The organism is Streptomyces carminius, assembly GCF_002794255.1.
Taxonomy (GTDB): Bacteria; Actinomycetota; Actinomycetes; order Streptomycetales; family Streptomycetaceae; genus Streptomyces; species Streptomyces carminius.
Map to the genome: position 1 here is coordinate 50740 of NZ_PGGW01000071.1, position 13538 is coordinate 64277.

Sequence of the window (13538 nt, forward strand, 5' to 3'; positions counted from 1 at the left end):
GGGGAGAAGGTCCGGACGGCGGCCTCGGCGGACGGCGTCCTCAGAGGCTGAACAGCGCGCGGTCCAGGACCCGTACGCCGAAGTGCAGCGCGTCCACCGGGACCCGCTCGTCGACACCGTGGAACATCGCCTGGTAGTTGAGGCCCTCGGGGAGCCGCAGCGGCGAGAAGCCGTAGCCCGCGATGCCCAGCCGGGCGAACTGCTTGGCGTCGGTGCCGCCGGTCATGCAGAACGGGACGACGTGGGCGCCGGGGTCGAAGTGCTCCAGGGACTCGCGCAGCACGGCGAAGGTGCGCGAGGCGACCGGCGCCTGGAGGGCCGGGCCGCGGTGGTAGAACTCCCAGTCCACGTCCGGGCCGGTCAGCTCCTCGACGGTGGCGGTGAACTCCTCCTCGGTGCCCGGCAGTATCCGGCCGTCCACATGCGCCACGGCGGTGCCGGGAATGACGTTGATCTTGTAACCGGCCTTGAGGCCGGTGGGGTTGGTGCTGTTGCGGACGGTCGCCTCGACCAGCTTGGCGGACGGGCCGAGCTTGGCCAGCAGGGCGTCCACGTCGAAGCCGGGGTCCTCGAAGTCCGGGGCGTCCAGCCCGTTGAGCCGGGACAGCTCGGTGAGGGCGGCCCGCACCGTCTCCGACAGCCGCACCGGCCAGGTGTGCTCGCCGATGCGGTGCACGGCGGCGGCCAGCCGGCTGACCGCGTTGGCGCGGTTGACCTTGGAGCCGTGCCCGGCGCGGCCGGTGGCCGTCAGCTCCATCCAGGCGGTGCCGCGCTCGCCCGCCGCCACCGGGTACAGCCGCAGGCCGCCGCCGGCGTGGAAGGTGTAGGCACCGGACTCGCTTATGCCCTCGGTGCAGCCCTCGAACAGCTCGGGGTGCTCGCCGGCGAGGAAGTCGGAGCCGTACTGGCCGGTGTCCTCCTCGTCGGCGGTGAAGGCGAGCACGATGTCGCGGCGGGGACGCGCCCCGGTCCGCGCCCAGGCCCGGACGGCGGCCAGGACCATCGCGTCGGCGTTCTTCATGTCGACCGCGCCGCGTCCCCAGACCACGCCGTCGCGGACTTCGCCGGAGAAGGGGTGCACGGCCCAGTCGGCGGGCTCGGCGGGCACCACGTCCAGATGGCCGTGGACGAGCAGCGCGTCGGCGTCCGGGTCGGTGCCCTCGATACGGGCGACGACGTTGGTGCGGCCGCGGACCTTCTCCAGCAGCACCGGCTCGATCCCGGCCTCGGCCAGGCGCTCGGCGACGTACTCGGCGGCGCGGCGCTCCGTGCCGTCCCCGTTGCCGAGGTTGACGGAATCGATGCGGATCAGCTCGGAGGTGAAGGCGACCGCCTCCTCCAGGGCCCGTCCGTCGATCCGGTGCGCGTCGGCGGCGGCGCCGGCGAGACCGGTGGTATCGGTGGTGTCGGTGGTGGTGTCGGTGGTTCCGGTTCCCTCAGCCATACTGCTCCTCCACTGCGGCCGAGACGACTGTGGTCACCGCCTTGAAGCAGCGGATGCCCTCGTACATCGTCGGCGATGTGTACGCCACCCGGCGCTCACCCGTCCGCTCCACGCCGGGCACGACGGTCGCCGCGCCGGCCAGGTGCTCCGCGTCGAACTCCACCTCCACGGTGCGGGGCCGCGGCGCGGCCGGTGCGTGCCGGACGGCCAGTGCCGCGGCCCTCTCGGCCGCGGCCCGGATGTCGGCGGCGGTGCGGGCGGGGGTGCGGCAGACGGCGGCGTAGCGCGACACATGGTCCTTGACGGCGACCGCGAGCGCGCCGGGGGCCCAGCCGCGGGCGTCGGCGCAGGTGCGGTCGTCGCCGGTGACGAGCACCACGGGGGTGCCGTACTCGGCGGCCACCGCGGCGTTCAGCCGTCCCTCGCCCGCCCGTTCGCCGTCCAGCCACACCCCGGTGATCGAGTTGGCGAGGTAGGTGTGGGCCAGGACGCCCTCCTCGCCCGCGCCGGTGTGGTAGCCGACGAGGGCGACGCCGTCCACGTCGCCGTGCTGGACGCCCTCGACCATGCTGAGCGCCTTGTGGCGGCCGGTGAGCAGCCGCGCCCGCTCGTCCAGCCGCTCCAGCAGCAGGTTGCGCATGGTCCAGTGCGCCTCGTTGACCAGCACCTCGTCCGCGCCCCCGGCGAGGAACCCGGTGACCGCCGCGTCGACGTCGGAGGTGAACAGCACCCGGCAGCGCTCCCACTGCGGGGTGCCCGGCAGGACGTCGGCGGGCCAGGTCACCCCTGTGGCGCCCTCCATGTCGGCACTGATCAGGATCTTCGTCACGACAGGCCACGTTACGCGCCGCCCGGGCCAGGTCAAAGACCCGGCCGGGTTCAGCGAGGGCGCCCCACCACCAGCCAGTTCGCCGGCAGCTCCAGCCGTGAGCCGTCCGGTTCGAACTCCGTCGTGGACAGCGGCAGGGAGCCGCTGGCGCACACCCGGAGTCCGGCCGCGCCGAACAGCGCGGTCAGGTCCGCCAGGCTCTCTCCGGACGGGCCGGAGGGATGGGCCAGGTGCGGCAGGTCCGACAGCCCGGGCGAGTCCAGCGGCCCGGGGAGCTGACTGGCGTCGGCCGCCTCCGCGCCCCGGGACAGCGCGTCGCGGGCCGTCTGGGCGGCCTCCACGACGAAGGCGCGGCCGAGGTCGCCGACGAGGGCGGCGACGGACTCGGCGACCCGCGGGCGGTGGTGGGGCTCGCTGCGCTGGAGGACGCCGCGCAGGTAGACGTTGGCGTCCCCCAGCTCCTCGTGGAGGCGCCGTATCGCGCCGGGGTCGGTGATGTCGAGCTGTCGGAAGTCGGGGGCGGCACGGCCGCCGCTGCCCTCCCCCACGACCGTCCGGGCGTGCTCCAGGGCCCCGGCCGACCGGTCGATCCCGACACAGGGGTGGAAGCGGCCGGCCAGGAAGACCGTCCGGGCGCCGTTGCCGCAGTCGACGTCGACCAACGGCAGTCCGGGGTCCAGGTGCTTTTCGAAGATCGGGAGGTGGACGGCGGCCGTGATCGCTGGATCGGTGCTCCAGATGCCTTCCCAGGCGTCGCCGTCTCGGAGCGTGGCGTTCACGGGTCTGACTACCTCCCCCTGTCGCGGGCCGCCGGCCGCGGACACGGCCACCGGGACAGCCCTTCTACCCCGTTCCGCGCGGTTCGTGCCTGTTGTCCGCCGCGGTACTCCCGGTGCTCCCGGCCCGGTCGTCCGTTCCGGCGCGTGCCGCGCCCGGCCGATACGGGATTGACACCCCACCACGGGAACAGGTGTTCTATTCTTGACGGGCAGCACGAGGAGGCCGCATGCGCTGGGACAGCCTGAGCCACGACGGACCGGACCCGAGCGGCACCACGGCCGCCCTCTTCGGCCCGGGCGTGGTGAGCCGTACGTTCGACACCCCCGAGTTCCGGGGCATCACCTTCCACGAGGTACGGGCGAGGTCGATCGTCAACCGGGTGCCGGGCGCCTCCCGGCTGCCGTTCGAGTGGACGGTCAACCCCTACCGGGGCTGCTCGCACGCCTGCGTCTACTGCTTCGCCCGCCGCAGCCACGGCTATCTGGACCTGGACGCCGGGACGGACTTCGACACCCAGATCGTGGTGAAGGTCAACGCCGACCGGCTGCTCCGCCGCGAACTGGCCTCACCCCGCTGGGGCGGCCAGCACATCGCGATGGGCACCAACGTCGACTGCTACCAGCGCGCCGAGGGCCGCTACCGGCTGATGCCCGGCATCCTGTCGGCCCTGCGCGACTTCGCCAACCCGTTCTCCGTCCTCACCAAGGGCACGCTGATCCTGCGCGACCTGGAACTGCTCCGCTCGGCCTGCGCCGTGACGGACGTCGGGATATCGGTGTCGGTCGCCTTCCTCGACGAGGAGCTGTGGCGCACCGTCGAACCCGGCGCCCCCGCACCCGAACGGCGCCTGGACGTGGTCCGCGCCCTCACCGGACACGGCATCGGCTGCGGGGTGCTGATGGCCCCGGTCATCCCCTTCCTCTCCGACGGGCCGGCGCAACTGCGCGCGACCGTACGGGCGGTCGCCGCGGCCGGCGCCACCTCCGTCACCCCCCTCGCCCTGCACCTGCGGCCGGGCGCCCGCGAGTGGTTCACGGCCTGGCTCGCCCGGCACCATCCGGGCCTGGTGCGCCACTACGAGGCGCTGTACGCCGACGGCGCCTACGCCCCCAAGTGGTACCAGCGCCGCATCACCCGGCAGGTGCACGAACTGGCCGAGGAGTACGGCATCGGCCCCTCCCGGCCCGGCGCGCACCGGGGCGCGGCGGGCACCGGGGGCGCCCCGCGCTGCGCGCCCGAACCCGACCCGGGGCCCACCCAGTTGACGCTGCTCTGACTCCGCCGGCGCCGCCGCCCGTACGGCTCCCCGGCCGCGCGCCGACGCCCCCTCGTACCCCGTTCGGACGCCTCCGCCGGGCCGGGAAGGGCGCCCGCAATTCTTCCCCTGCGTTAGAGTGGCCCTGCTCGCCGGCCCACGGCCGGCCTGCTTCCACGCCACCTCCGGGGCCACCGCTCCGTCGTCGTCCGGCGCCTCGGGGGTGGCCCCCTGAGAACGAGCACGGACCCACAGGATTCCGGTCCCGCCGAGCCGTCGAGCCGCATCGGGACCGCCGGCAGAAAGGCACGTGATGGCCGTCTTCAAGCTGCACCTCAAAGATGGCCGGGAGAGGCTGGTGGAGGCCGGGCGGGCCGGACGGACCGCCGACGGCCAGATCGTCATCGAGGACACCGACTCCCTGGGAGTCTGGGACTGCCTGGAGGAGTACCCGGCCGAGGCCGTGCGGGCCGTCTACCGGCGCGGCCCCGCCGAGAGCGGCATCTACACCTGGATCCCGCAGCCCGCCGAGGGCCGCTGGTGGAGCTACTGACGGCGGGCCGCGTACCGGTCACCGGCCCGGCGGGCCGGTGACCGGCGGGCGTCCCGGCGCGTTCCCGCCGTCCAAAGCGCCGGCCGGATGCCGCGGACGTCACGGCTCGCGTGCCGCCGCCGGGTGTCCGCCCGCGAGTCACCGCCCGCCGGCCGCTCCCGCCTCCCGCCTCCCGCACCGGGGCGGGTTCTCACGTCAGGACAGGTTCCGGCCGGTTTCCCGCCGGGCCGTACGGCAGGCCCCGGCCGCCCCGCCCGGAGAAGGGCGGGGCGGCCGGGGCCGCGCCTCCGGCACAGGTGGAGGGTGCGCGACGGCGGCGGGCGGTGGGCCGGGTGTCACCCGCCGCGGGTCCACACGGCGACGTAGTCCACCAGCATCGGGTGGCCCGGGACGGTGGCGGAGGTCGGGGTGGGGAACCCGGCGGCCCCGTCGGGGAAGGCGCCGCCCATGGCCACGTTCAGCAGGAGGAAGTACCCGGCGTGCCCGGTCATGTCCGCCCAGGTGGTGGCGGAGAACTGGTCCTGGGTGAGCCGGTGGAAGAGCTGGTCGTCCACGTACCAGCGCAGCTCGTTGGGCGTCGTGCTGCGGTCCCACTCGAAGCGGTAGGTGTGGAAGGCCTCCTGGCAGGTCGCGCCCGGGCAGGGGGTGCTGGCGCCCAGCCCCTCGGTCTCGTTGCAGTCGCCGCCGGGGTTGACGCCACAGTGGAGCACGCCGTGGACGGCGTTGAGGCCGTTGACGTTCTCCATGAAGTCGAACTCGCCGATGGCGGGCCAGTTCCAGTAGTCACCCCGGTAGGGGGAGCCCAGCGCCCAGAAGGCGGGCCAGTACCCGAGGGCGGCCTCACCGGTGACGTCCGGCAGCTTCAGCCGGCTCTCGATGCGCAGCACTCCCCCGGCCGGTGCCTTGAAGTCGGCGCGGCGGGTCTCGACGCGGCCGGAGGTCCAGTTGCCCGCGCCGTCCCGGAGCGGTGTGATGCGCAGGTTGCCGGTGCCGTCGAGGGAGATGTTGTCGGGCGAGGCGGTGTAGCGCTGCACCTCGCCGGTGCCCCAGTTGTCGGGCCCGCCGGGGTAGCCGTGCCCCGTGTCGATCTGCCAGTTCGCGTCGGACGGCAGCGAGCGGGCGGGGCCGTCGAAGTCGTCGCTCCACACCGGGTCCCAGCCCGCCGGGGACGGCACGTCGGCGCGCGCGGCGGACGGCGCCAGCAGCCCGGAGGCGAGCAGGGCGAGAACGGTGGTGGCCAGGACCGCGAGTGCGGCCCCCGGCCTGCGGCCGGGGCTGCGCCGGGATATCGACGGGGTGATGCCGTACGTGCTCAAGCCGGAGCACCTCCTGCTGGTGGGGGGTGACAGCGCCGAGCAGCCCGCACCGCCGGCCGGACGGGTACGGGAGGCGCTGTCCGGGAAGTTTTGAGAGCGCTCTCAAAATTAGTAGGGGCACCCCGGGCAGGACGTCAACGCCCCACGCACGCCTTTTCCGGAATCTCCCGCCCGCATCCGGGTGAATGCCCGCACTTCCCGGCGAACGCCGCACCAAACCCGACAATAGATGTCCGGTATCCCGGCGAACATGGCCGCATGACGACCAGTTGGGCAGACTTCGAGAAGGCCGAGCCCGCGCTCGCCCCGGCGGTCCGGGCGCGGTTCGAGCAGTACCGGCACCATGTCCTGGCCACCCTCCGCGCCGACGGAGCACCACGGCTGACCGGGCTGGAGACGACCTTCCGCTCCGGCGGACTGTGGCTCGGCATGATGCCGAACTCCCGCAAGGCCCTGGACCTGAGGCGTGATCCCCGGTTCGCGCTGTACGCCAACCCCGGCCCGGACGAGACGATGCCCGACGGCGACGCCCGGATCGGCGGGCGGGCCGTGGAGGTGACCGACCCGACGGTGCTCGCCCGCTTCGCCGAGGAGGCCGGAGCCCCGGAACCGTTCCATCTGTTCCACGCCGACCTCACCGAGGTGGTGCGTGTGACGGTGGAGGGCGACGATCTGGTGCTGCGCACCTGGCGTCCGGGCCGGCCGGTGCGCGTGCTCCGCCGCGGCACCGGCGACGAACCGCCGCGCACCGATCCCACGGCGTGACGGCGTCCCACACCGCCCTCACGCCGAACCCGGCCCACCCCCGGGCGGGTTGACGGCGACGGCCTTGAAGAACGTGTAGCGGAAGGTGCCGCCGTCCTCCGCCGTGCGGTGCAGGTCGGCGATGCCCCGGTCCTAGCCGGCCTCGGTGGTCAGGCCGGCGGCCAGCGCCTCGTCCCGCACCGACTCCACCATCGCGGCGAAGGTGTCGCGGGTGAAGCCCTTCACCAGTTCCGGCACCGTCCGGTCGGCGTAGACCGTCCGCGGACGCACCGCCGCACCGGTGTAACCGGCCCCGGTCAGCAGCGGCTGGAGCCGGCGGCCGAGCAGGGCGTCGCCGCCGGCCGCCGCCTGGAGACGGACCAGGCAGTCGATCGCCGCACGGGCGTGGGAACTGTCGGGGTGGAGGAGCGCCGAGCCGTGGTCCCCCTCGATCACGGTGACCGTGCCCCGGGCCGCAGCAGACGGCGCAGGGTGCCCAGCGCCCGCGCTGCGGGTGGGCTGGGTGCTGGCGCCGTCCCGGTACCGGGACGCGATGGCCGACGCCAAGCGGTACGCCGATCTGGGCAACGCCGCGCTGCCGCAGCTCACGCTGGCGCGGCTGATGGAGTCGGGCGCGCTGGAGCGCCATCTGCGGCTGCTGCGCGGACGCCACCGGCGCCGCCGGGACGCCATGGTGGCGGCGGTCGGGGAGTACCTGCCGGGCGCGGTGGTGCACGGCGCGGCGGCGGGCCTGCATCTGACGGTCGTCCTGGAGTCCCCGCCCGGCGCCGGGCTCACCGCCGGCGACGACACGGTCCTGGCGGCGGCTGCGCTGGAACGGGGCGTGAAGGCGCATCCGCTGTCCTGGCACCGGCTGCGGCCGGGCCCGCCCGGGCTGGTGCTGGGCTACGCCGCCCGCACACCGGGCGAGATCGGCACGGCGGTGGCCGTCCTGGGCGAGACCGTGCGCGACCTGACGCGGTGACACCTCCCGCGCTCCCCGGGCGCCGCACCGGGATCGCCCCGGGCCCACCCCGGGATCACGGGACCGGGAGGCGGGCGGGCACCGGCCTCACAGCAGACGGAGCGCCTCCTGCGCCGCGGGGCGGAGCTCCTTGTGCTCCCGGGCGGCGATCAGCACCAACCGGGCCCGGGAGTCGCCGAGCACCCCCAGCCCCTCCACACAGGCCCGGGCCACCTGCCAGTGGGGGGCGGGACCGGCCAGGATCCGGTCCAGGACACGGATCAGGGTCGGCGCCGACTCGGGCGCGCGCAGCGCCGTCAGCAGCCGGACCGGGTGGAGGGCGTACGCGGTGCGCAGCTCGTTGTTGGCCAGCGCCGCCGCGGCGCGGGCGGTGCGCGGGTCGTTCAGGCGGAGCAGGGCCCGGGCGGCGGCCGCGCAGCGGGGCGGGTCCCGGTGGTTGAGCAGGAACACCAGGGTTTCGAAGGCCCGGGGGTCGCCGGCCCGCCCCAGGGTGCAGGCGGCCAGCTCCCGGGCCCACAGCGGGCGGCCGGGGGCGGTGAGTTCGGCGACGAGCGCGTCGCGTGCCGCCGGGGTGTTCTGGCGGGCCAGCGCCAGCAGCCGCCGGTATGCGGGGGGATCCGCCTCGACGCGCAGCCGCCGCGCCAGTTCGTAGTCCACCGTCTCCGGCGTGCGCGGTGCGCGCGCCGTGCGCGAGCCGCTCTCCGTACCGGCCGTCCGCTCCGCGCCCACCGTGTTCGGGGCCCTTGAGGTCTCCACCGCCTGCTCCCTTCGTGTGGCCCGCACCACACCCCTTGGGGCGTTTTACCCTCTGGTGTTCGTGCTACCCGGAAGTTAGCCTGCTCATAGGAGCGGCACCCCCGCTCAGGCGGCCTGGTGACGCGGCCGCCGCGAGCCGCTGTCGGTTCAGCGCTCGCACCCATGCCGAACACGGCCCCGGGACAGGGCCGTTCGGTTCACCTCACCCTCCGCCCGCGCGCCCGCGTACGGCGCGGGCCGGTACCGCCGGGCACACCCGCCCCCGCTTCCCCCCGCTCTGTGTTTTCGACGTTTTCGACGTTTTCGACGTCTCTCCGCGGCGCCCCGCGGTCATCCGCCAGTCGTCACCCGTCCCTTCTCCGTCTGGAGTCCCGTGATGGACCGTCCCACCCTCTCCACAGTCGCCGTGATCGGCCTCGGCACCATGGGCACCGGCATCGCCGAGGTCCTGGCCCGTGCCGGACGCGAGGTCATCGGCATCGACCCCGACACCGAAGCCGCCCGCCGGGCCGTCGCGGCCCTGGAGGCGTCCACCGCCCGCGCCGTGGAGCGCGAGCGCCTCACCGAGGGGGAGCGGCAGGACGTCCTCGCCCGCTTCCGTACCTACGGCGATCTCCAGGCGGCCGCCGAGGCCGATCTGGCCATCGAGGTCGTGCCGGAGGAGTACGCGCTCAAGCACCGGGTGATCGGCGAGCTGGACGGCGTCCTCAAGCCGTCGGCGATCGTGGCCACCGGGACCAACGCCCTGTCGGTCACCCGGCTCGCCGCCGACTCCGCGCACCCCGAGCGGGTGCTGGGCATGCACTTCTTCAACCCCGCGCCCGCGATGCGGCTGGTCGAGGTCGTCTCCAGCGTGCTGACCTCCCCCGAGGCCGTGGCCGCGGTCACCGGCCTCGCCCGCGAGCTGGGCAAGGAACCGATCGCGGTCGGCGACCGGCCCGGTTTCGTCGCCGACGGGCTGCTGTTCGGCTACCTCAACCAGGCCGCGGCGATGTACGAGTCGCGGTACGCCACCCGGGAGGACATCGACGCCGCGATGCGGCTGGGCTGCGGTCTGCCGATGGGCCCGCTCGCCCTGCTGGACCTGATCGGCGTCGACACCGCCCGCACCGTGCTGGAGGCGATGTACGCCGAGTCCCGGGACCGGCTGCACGCCCCCGCACCGATCCTGGGGCAGCTCACCGCGGCCGGTCTGACGGGCCGCAAGGCGGGGCGCGGCTTCTACACCTACGAGGCGCCGGGCTCGGCGACGGTCGTGCCGGACGCCCTGACGCCCCGCGCGGACGAGCGGGCCGCCGGGCCGCGCACGGTGCGCTCCGTCGGGGTGGCGGGCTCGGGCACGATGGCGAGCGGCATCGCCGAGGTGTTCGCCAAGGCCGGCTACCCGGTGGTGCTCGCCGCCCGCAGCGACGGGAAGGCAGAGAAGGCCAGGGAGGCCGTCGCCGCCTCGCTGGCCCGGTCGGTGAAGAAGGGCCGGATGACCGAGGAGGCCCGCCGGGAGGCGCTGGCCCGGATCACCCCGGCCGGTTCGCTGTCGGCGCTGGCCGAGGTCGATCTGGCCGTCGAGGCGGTGGCCGAGGACCTCCAGGTCAAGAAGGACCTGTTCGCGGCGCTGGACGAGGTGTGCAGGCCGGGCGCGGTGCTGGCCACCACCACCTCCTCGCTGCCCGTCGTCGCCTGTGCCCGCGCCACCTCGCGTCCGCAGGACGTGATCGGGATGCACTTCTTCAACCCGGCACCGGCGATGAAGCTGGTCGAGGTGGTGCGCACCGTGCTGACCGCCGACGACGTCCACGCCACCGTGCGCGAGGTGTGCGCCGCCGTCCGCAAGCACCCGGTGGACTGCGGGGACCGGGCGGGCTTCATCGTCAACGCGCTGCTGTTCCCGTACCTGAACAACGCGGTCAGGATGGTCGAGGAGCACTACGCCGACATGGACGCCGTCGACGCGGCCATGAAGCTCGGCGGCGGTTATCCGATGGGTCCGTTCGAGCTGCTGGACGTGGTCGGGCTGGACGTGTCGCTGGCGATCGAGCGGGTGCTGCACCAGGAGTTCCGCGAGCCGGGTCTGGCGCCCGCGCCGCTGCTGGAGCACCTCGTGGCGGCGGGCTGCCTGGGCCGCAAGACCGGGCGCGGCTTCCGCGAGTACACGCGGCGGTGACCCCCGCGCCCCCGGCGTTCCCGCCCCACGCCGGCTCCGGGTGGGGCGGGCTGCTGGAACCCGGCGGCCCGCCCGCGGGAAGCGGCGCGGCGTGTAACGTTCCCCACATGTCCCAGTCGGTGAAACCAGCCCGTCCCAACCCGCCCAGCCAGCGGCTGAAGATGCGCCGGGAGCTGGCCGCCGCGGCGATGGAGCTCTTCGCCACCAAGGGCTACGAGGAGACCACCGTCGACGAGATCGCCGCGGCGGCGGGGGTGGCCCGGCGCACCTTCTTCCGGCACTTCCGCTCCAAGGAGGAGGCGATCTTCCCGGACCACGACGACACCCTGGAGCGGGCCCGGGCGGTGCTGGACGCGGCGCCCGCGCACGAGAACCCGCTGGACACCGTGTGCCGGGGCATCAAGGAGGTCCTGAAGATGTACGCGGCCTCCCCGGCGGTCTCGGTGGAGCGCTACCGGCTCACCCGTGAGGTGCCGACCCTGCGGGAGCGGGAGATCGCCTCCGTGGCCCGCTACGAGCGGCTGTTCACGCGCTATCTGCTGGGCCACTTCGACGAGTCCGCGGCCCACCGGGACGGGGACGACGGGCTCGACGAAGGGCTGGACGAGCCGCTGCTCGCCGAGGTCGCCGCCTCCGCGGTGGTCACCGCGCACAACCACGTGCTGCGGCGCTGGCTGCGCGCGGGCGGCCGGGGTGATGTGGAGGCGCAGCTCGACCGGGCCTTCGCGGTCGTGCGGCGGACCTTCGGCACCGGCTTCGTCGCCAACCGGGCCGCGGCCGGCCGGGCGTCCTCCGCGGTGGTCCGGGCGGGGAACGCCGGGACCACTGGAAACGCCGGAAACGCCGGAAACGCCGGGACCACCGAGAACACCGTGCTGGTGGCGGTGGCCCGCACCGGCGCCCCGCCGGAGCAGATCATGCGCACGATCGAGCGGGCACTGCGCCAGGACTGACCGCGCCCCGCGGCGCACCGCGGCGCACCGCGCGGACGAACATGACGAGCGCCTGTGGCCGTCTCCTCCGGGAGGCGGCCACAGGCGCTCATCCGTGCGCGATCCGCGACAGGTGAGAGAAGTTTTTGGCACGCGGTGTCTTGTCGGCTGGCACGCAGTGCCATACCGTGAGGGGTGTCCGGGCACTGTCCCCGCGGTCACCTCCGCGTGTCCGGACGCCTGCGTCACAGGCCTTCAGCGCTACCGCGCCGAGCCGCAGCACCACCGCCGGACCGACGGCACAGCAGCTCACGACAACCGATCCAGACCCCAGCGACCCTCAGCGTCCACGACGCTCGCCGGAGGCTCCCATGAAGGAAATCCTGGACGCGATCCTCGCGTCGGACAGCACGTCGGCGGACTTCGCCAACCTCGCCCTGCCCGAGTCCTACCGCGCGGTGACCGTGCACAAGGACGAGACCGAGATGTTCGCCGGTCTGCCCACCCACGAGAAGGACCCGCGCAAGTCACTGCACGTGGACGAGGTGCCGGTGCCCGAACTCGGCCCCGGCGAGGCCCTGGTGGCCGTCATGGCCTCCTCGGTGAACTACAACTCGGTGTGGACCTCGATCTTCGAGCCGCTGCCGACCTTCGGCTTCCTGGAGCGGTACGGACGCACCTCCGAGCTCGCCAAACGGCACGACCTGCCGTACCACATCATCGGCTCCGACCTGGCGGGTGTGGTGCTGCGCACCGGCCCCGGCGTGGGCGCCTGGCAGCCGGGCGACGAGGTCGTCGCGCACTGCCTGTCGGTGGAGCTGGAGAGCGCCGACGGCCACAACGACACCATGCTCGACCCCGAGCAGCGCATCTGGGGCTTCGAGACCAACTTCGGCGGCCTGGCCGAGATCGCCCTGGTGAAGTCCAACCAGCTGATGCCCAAGCCGAAGCACCTGTCCTGGGAGGAGGCCGCCGCCCCGGGCCTGGTGAACTCCACCGCCTACCGGCAGCTCGTCTCCCGCAACGGCGCCGGGATGAAGCAGGGCGACAACGTGCTGATCTGGGGCGCCAGCGGCGGCCTGGGATCCTACGCCACCCAGTTCGCCCTGGCCGGCGGCGCCAACCCCGTCTGCGTGGTCTCCTCCCCGCAGAAGGCCGAGATCTGCCGCGCCATGGGCGCCGAGGCGATCATCGACCGCACCGCCGAGGACTACCGGTTCTGGAAGGACGAGCACACCCAGGACCCGAAGGAGTGGAAGCGCTTCGGCAAGCGCATCCGCGAGCTGACCGGCGGGGAGGACGTGGACATCGTCTTCGAGCACCCCGGCCGGGAGACCTTCGGCGCCTCCGTCTACGTCACCCGCAAGGGCGGCACGATCGTCACCTGCGCCTCCACCTCCGGCTACATGCACAGCTACGACAACCGCTACCTGTGGATGTCGCTGAAGCGCATCATCGGCTCCCACTTCGCCAACTACCGCGAGGCGTGGGAGGCCAACCGGCTGATCGCCAAGGGGAGGATCCACCCCACGCTGTCGAGGACGTACTCCCTGGAGGAGACCGGCCAGGCCGCCCACGACGTGCACCGCAACGCCCACCAGGGCAAGGTCGGCGTGCTGTGCCTGTCGCCGCGGGAGGGGCTGGGCGTGCGCGACGCGGAGCTGCGCGAGAAGCACCTCGGCGCCATCAACCGCTTCCGGAACGTGTGAGGTCGCCATGGGCGAGCACGGCGCACCCCGTGACGTGAGCGAGCCAAAGGGCGCGCCGGTGCCGAAAGAGACGA

11 protein-coding genes and 2 pseudogenes are annotated in these 13538 nt (G+C 73.9%); 7 read left to right on the forward strand and 6 right to left on the reverse strand.

The window, feature by feature from the left end:
• Positions 1 to 40 precede the first annotated feature (40 nt).
• From CUT44_RS31350 to CUT44_RS31360, 3 genes are read right to left on the reverse strand one after another with little or no spacing between them, the layout of a single operon-like run.
• Positions 41 to 1444: a M20/M25/M40 family metallo-hydrolase gene (locus tag CUT44_RS31350; RefSeq protein ID WP_100205395.1), complete on the reverse strand. Its 1404-nt coding sequence runs from the start codon at positions 1442 to 1444 to the stop codon at positions 41 to 43.
• Positions 1437 to 2273, reverse strand: a complete 837-nt coding sequence (locus tag CUT44_RS31355) for a M55 family metallopeptidase (protein WP_269846245.1) — start codon at positions 2271 to 2273, stop codon at positions 1437 to 1439. The genes CUT44_RS31350 and CUT44_RS31355 overlap by 8 nt, the downstream gene beginning before the upstream one ends.
• A gap of 50 nt (positions 2274 to 2323) precedes the next feature.
• Positions 2324 to 3052, reverse strand: a complete 729-nt coding sequence (locus CUT44_RS31360) for a class I SAM-dependent methyltransferase (protein ID WP_100205396.1) — start codon at positions 3050 to 3052, stop codon at positions 2324 to 2326.
• 227 nt (positions 3053 to 3279) lie between these two features.
• Here CUT44_RS31360 and CUT44_RS31365 point away from each other — a divergent pair, with 227 nt between their 5' ends.
• Positions 3280 to 4329, forward strand: a complete 1050-nt coding sequence (locus CUT44_RS31365) for an Rv2578c family radical SAM protein (protein WP_100205397.1) — start codon at positions 3280 to 3282, stop codon at positions 4327 to 4329.
• A gap of 292 nt (positions 4330 to 4621) precedes the next feature.
• Positions 4622 to 4861, forward strand: a complete 240-nt coding sequence (locus CUT44_RS31370) for a hypothetical protein (protein WP_100205398.1) — start codon at positions 4622 to 4624, stop codon at positions 4859 to 4861.
• 338 nt (positions 4862 to 5199) lie between these two features.
• On the opposite strand, the pseudogene CUT44_RS31375 reads toward CUT44_RS31370, so the two are convergent.
• Positions 5200 to 6102 (reverse strand): annotated as a pseudogene (locus tag CUT44_RS31375) (glycoside hydrolase family 16 protein); the annotation flags it as partial.
• Positions 6103 to 6435: 333 nt separating this feature from the next.
• Between CUT44_RS31375 and CUT44_RS31380 the strand changes: the two are divergent.
• A complete protein-coding gene (locus CUT44_RS31380; RefSeq protein ID WP_100205399.1) occupies positions 6436 to 6942 on the forward strand; it encodes a pyridoxamine 5'-phosphate oxidase family protein in 507 nt (168 codons plus the stop codon).
• 132 nt (positions 6943 to 7074) lie between these two features.
• Here CUT44_RS31380 and CUT44_RS34770 read toward each other — a convergent pair whose 3' ends face one another.
• The gene (locus CUT44_RS34770) at positions 7075 to 7377 is read right to left on the reverse strand and encodes a hypothetical protein (RefSeq protein WP_332888303.1); all 303 of its coding nucleotides are present in this window, start codon (positions 7375 to 7377) and stop codon (positions 7075 to 7077) included.
• 43 nt (positions 7378 to 7420) lie between these two features.
• On the opposite strand from CUT44_RS34770, the pseudogene CUT44_RS31390 reads away from it, so the two are divergent.
• Positions 7421 to 7906: pseudogene (locus CUT44_RS31390) on the forward strand (aminotransferase class I/II-fold pyridoxal phosphate-dependent enzyme); the annotation flags it as partial.
• 87 nt (positions 7907 to 7993) lie between these two features.
• Here CUT44_RS31390 and CUT44_RS31395 read toward each other — a convergent pair.
• Positions 7994 to 8563: a PBS lyase gene (locus CUT44_RS31395; protein ID WP_100205591.1), complete on the reverse strand. Its 570-nt coding sequence runs from the start codon at positions 8561 to 8563 to the stop codon at positions 7994 to 7996.
• 475 nt (positions 8564 to 9038) lie between these two features.
• Here CUT44_RS31395 and CUT44_RS31400 point away from each other — a divergent pair, with 475 nt between their 5' ends.
• The 3 genes from CUT44_RS31400 to ccrA all read left to right on the forward strand — a co-directional run bounded on the left by CUT44_RS31400 (position 9039) and on the right by ccrA (position 13464).
• Positions 9039 to 10823: a 3-hydroxyacyl-CoA dehydrogenase family protein gene (locus CUT44_RS31400; protein WP_100205400.1), complete on the forward strand. Its 1785-nt coding sequence runs from the start codon at positions 9039 to 9041 to the stop codon at positions 10821 to 10823.
• Between the two features lie 107 nt (positions 10824 to 10930).
• Complete coding sequence (locus CUT44_RS31405; protein ID WP_100205401.1) at positions 10931 to 11776, forward strand: TetR family transcriptional regulator; 846 nt, start codon at positions 10931 to 10933, stop codon at positions 11774 to 11776.
• 350 nt (positions 11777 to 12126) lie between these two features.
• Positions 12127 to 13464, forward strand: coding sequence for a crotonyl-CoA carboxylase/reductase (ccrA, locus tag CUT44_RS31410; protein ID WP_100205402.1), 1338 nt, complete (start codon positions 12127 to 12129; stop codon positions 13462 to 13464).
• The last annotated feature ends 74 nt before the right edge of the window (positions 13465 to 13538 follow it).

Bases quoted from the DNA above. Each gene is read 5' to 3' on its own strand.
- CUT44_RS31350 (WP_100205395.1), bottom strand. From the start codon at position 1,444: ATGGCTGAGGGAACCGGAACCACCGACACCACCACCGACACCACCGAT.
- CUT44_RS31365 (WP_100205397.1), top strand. From the start codon at position 3,280: ATGCGCTGGGACAGCCTGAGCCACGACGGACCGGACCCGAGCGGCACC.
- CUT44_RS31370 (WP_100205398.1), top strand. From the start codon at position 4,622: ATGGCCGTCTTCAAGCTGCACCTCAAAGATGGCCGGGAGAGGCTGGTG.
- CUT44_RS31380 (WP_100205399.1), top strand. From the start codon at position 6,436: ATGACGACCAGTTGGGCAGACTTCGAGAAGGCCGAGCCCGCGCTCGCC.
- CUT44_RS31400 (WP_100205400.1), top strand. From the start codon at position 9,039: ATGGACCGTCCCACCCTCTCCACAGTCGCCGTGATCGGCCTCGGCACC.
- CUT44_RS31405 (WP_100205401.1), top strand. From the start codon at position 10,931: ATGTCCCAGTCGGTGAAACCAGCCCGTCCCAACCCGCCCAGCCAGCGG.
- ccrA (WP_100205402.1), top strand. From the start codon at position 12,127: ATGAAGGAAATCCTGGACGCGATCCTCGCGTCGGACAGCACGTCGGCG.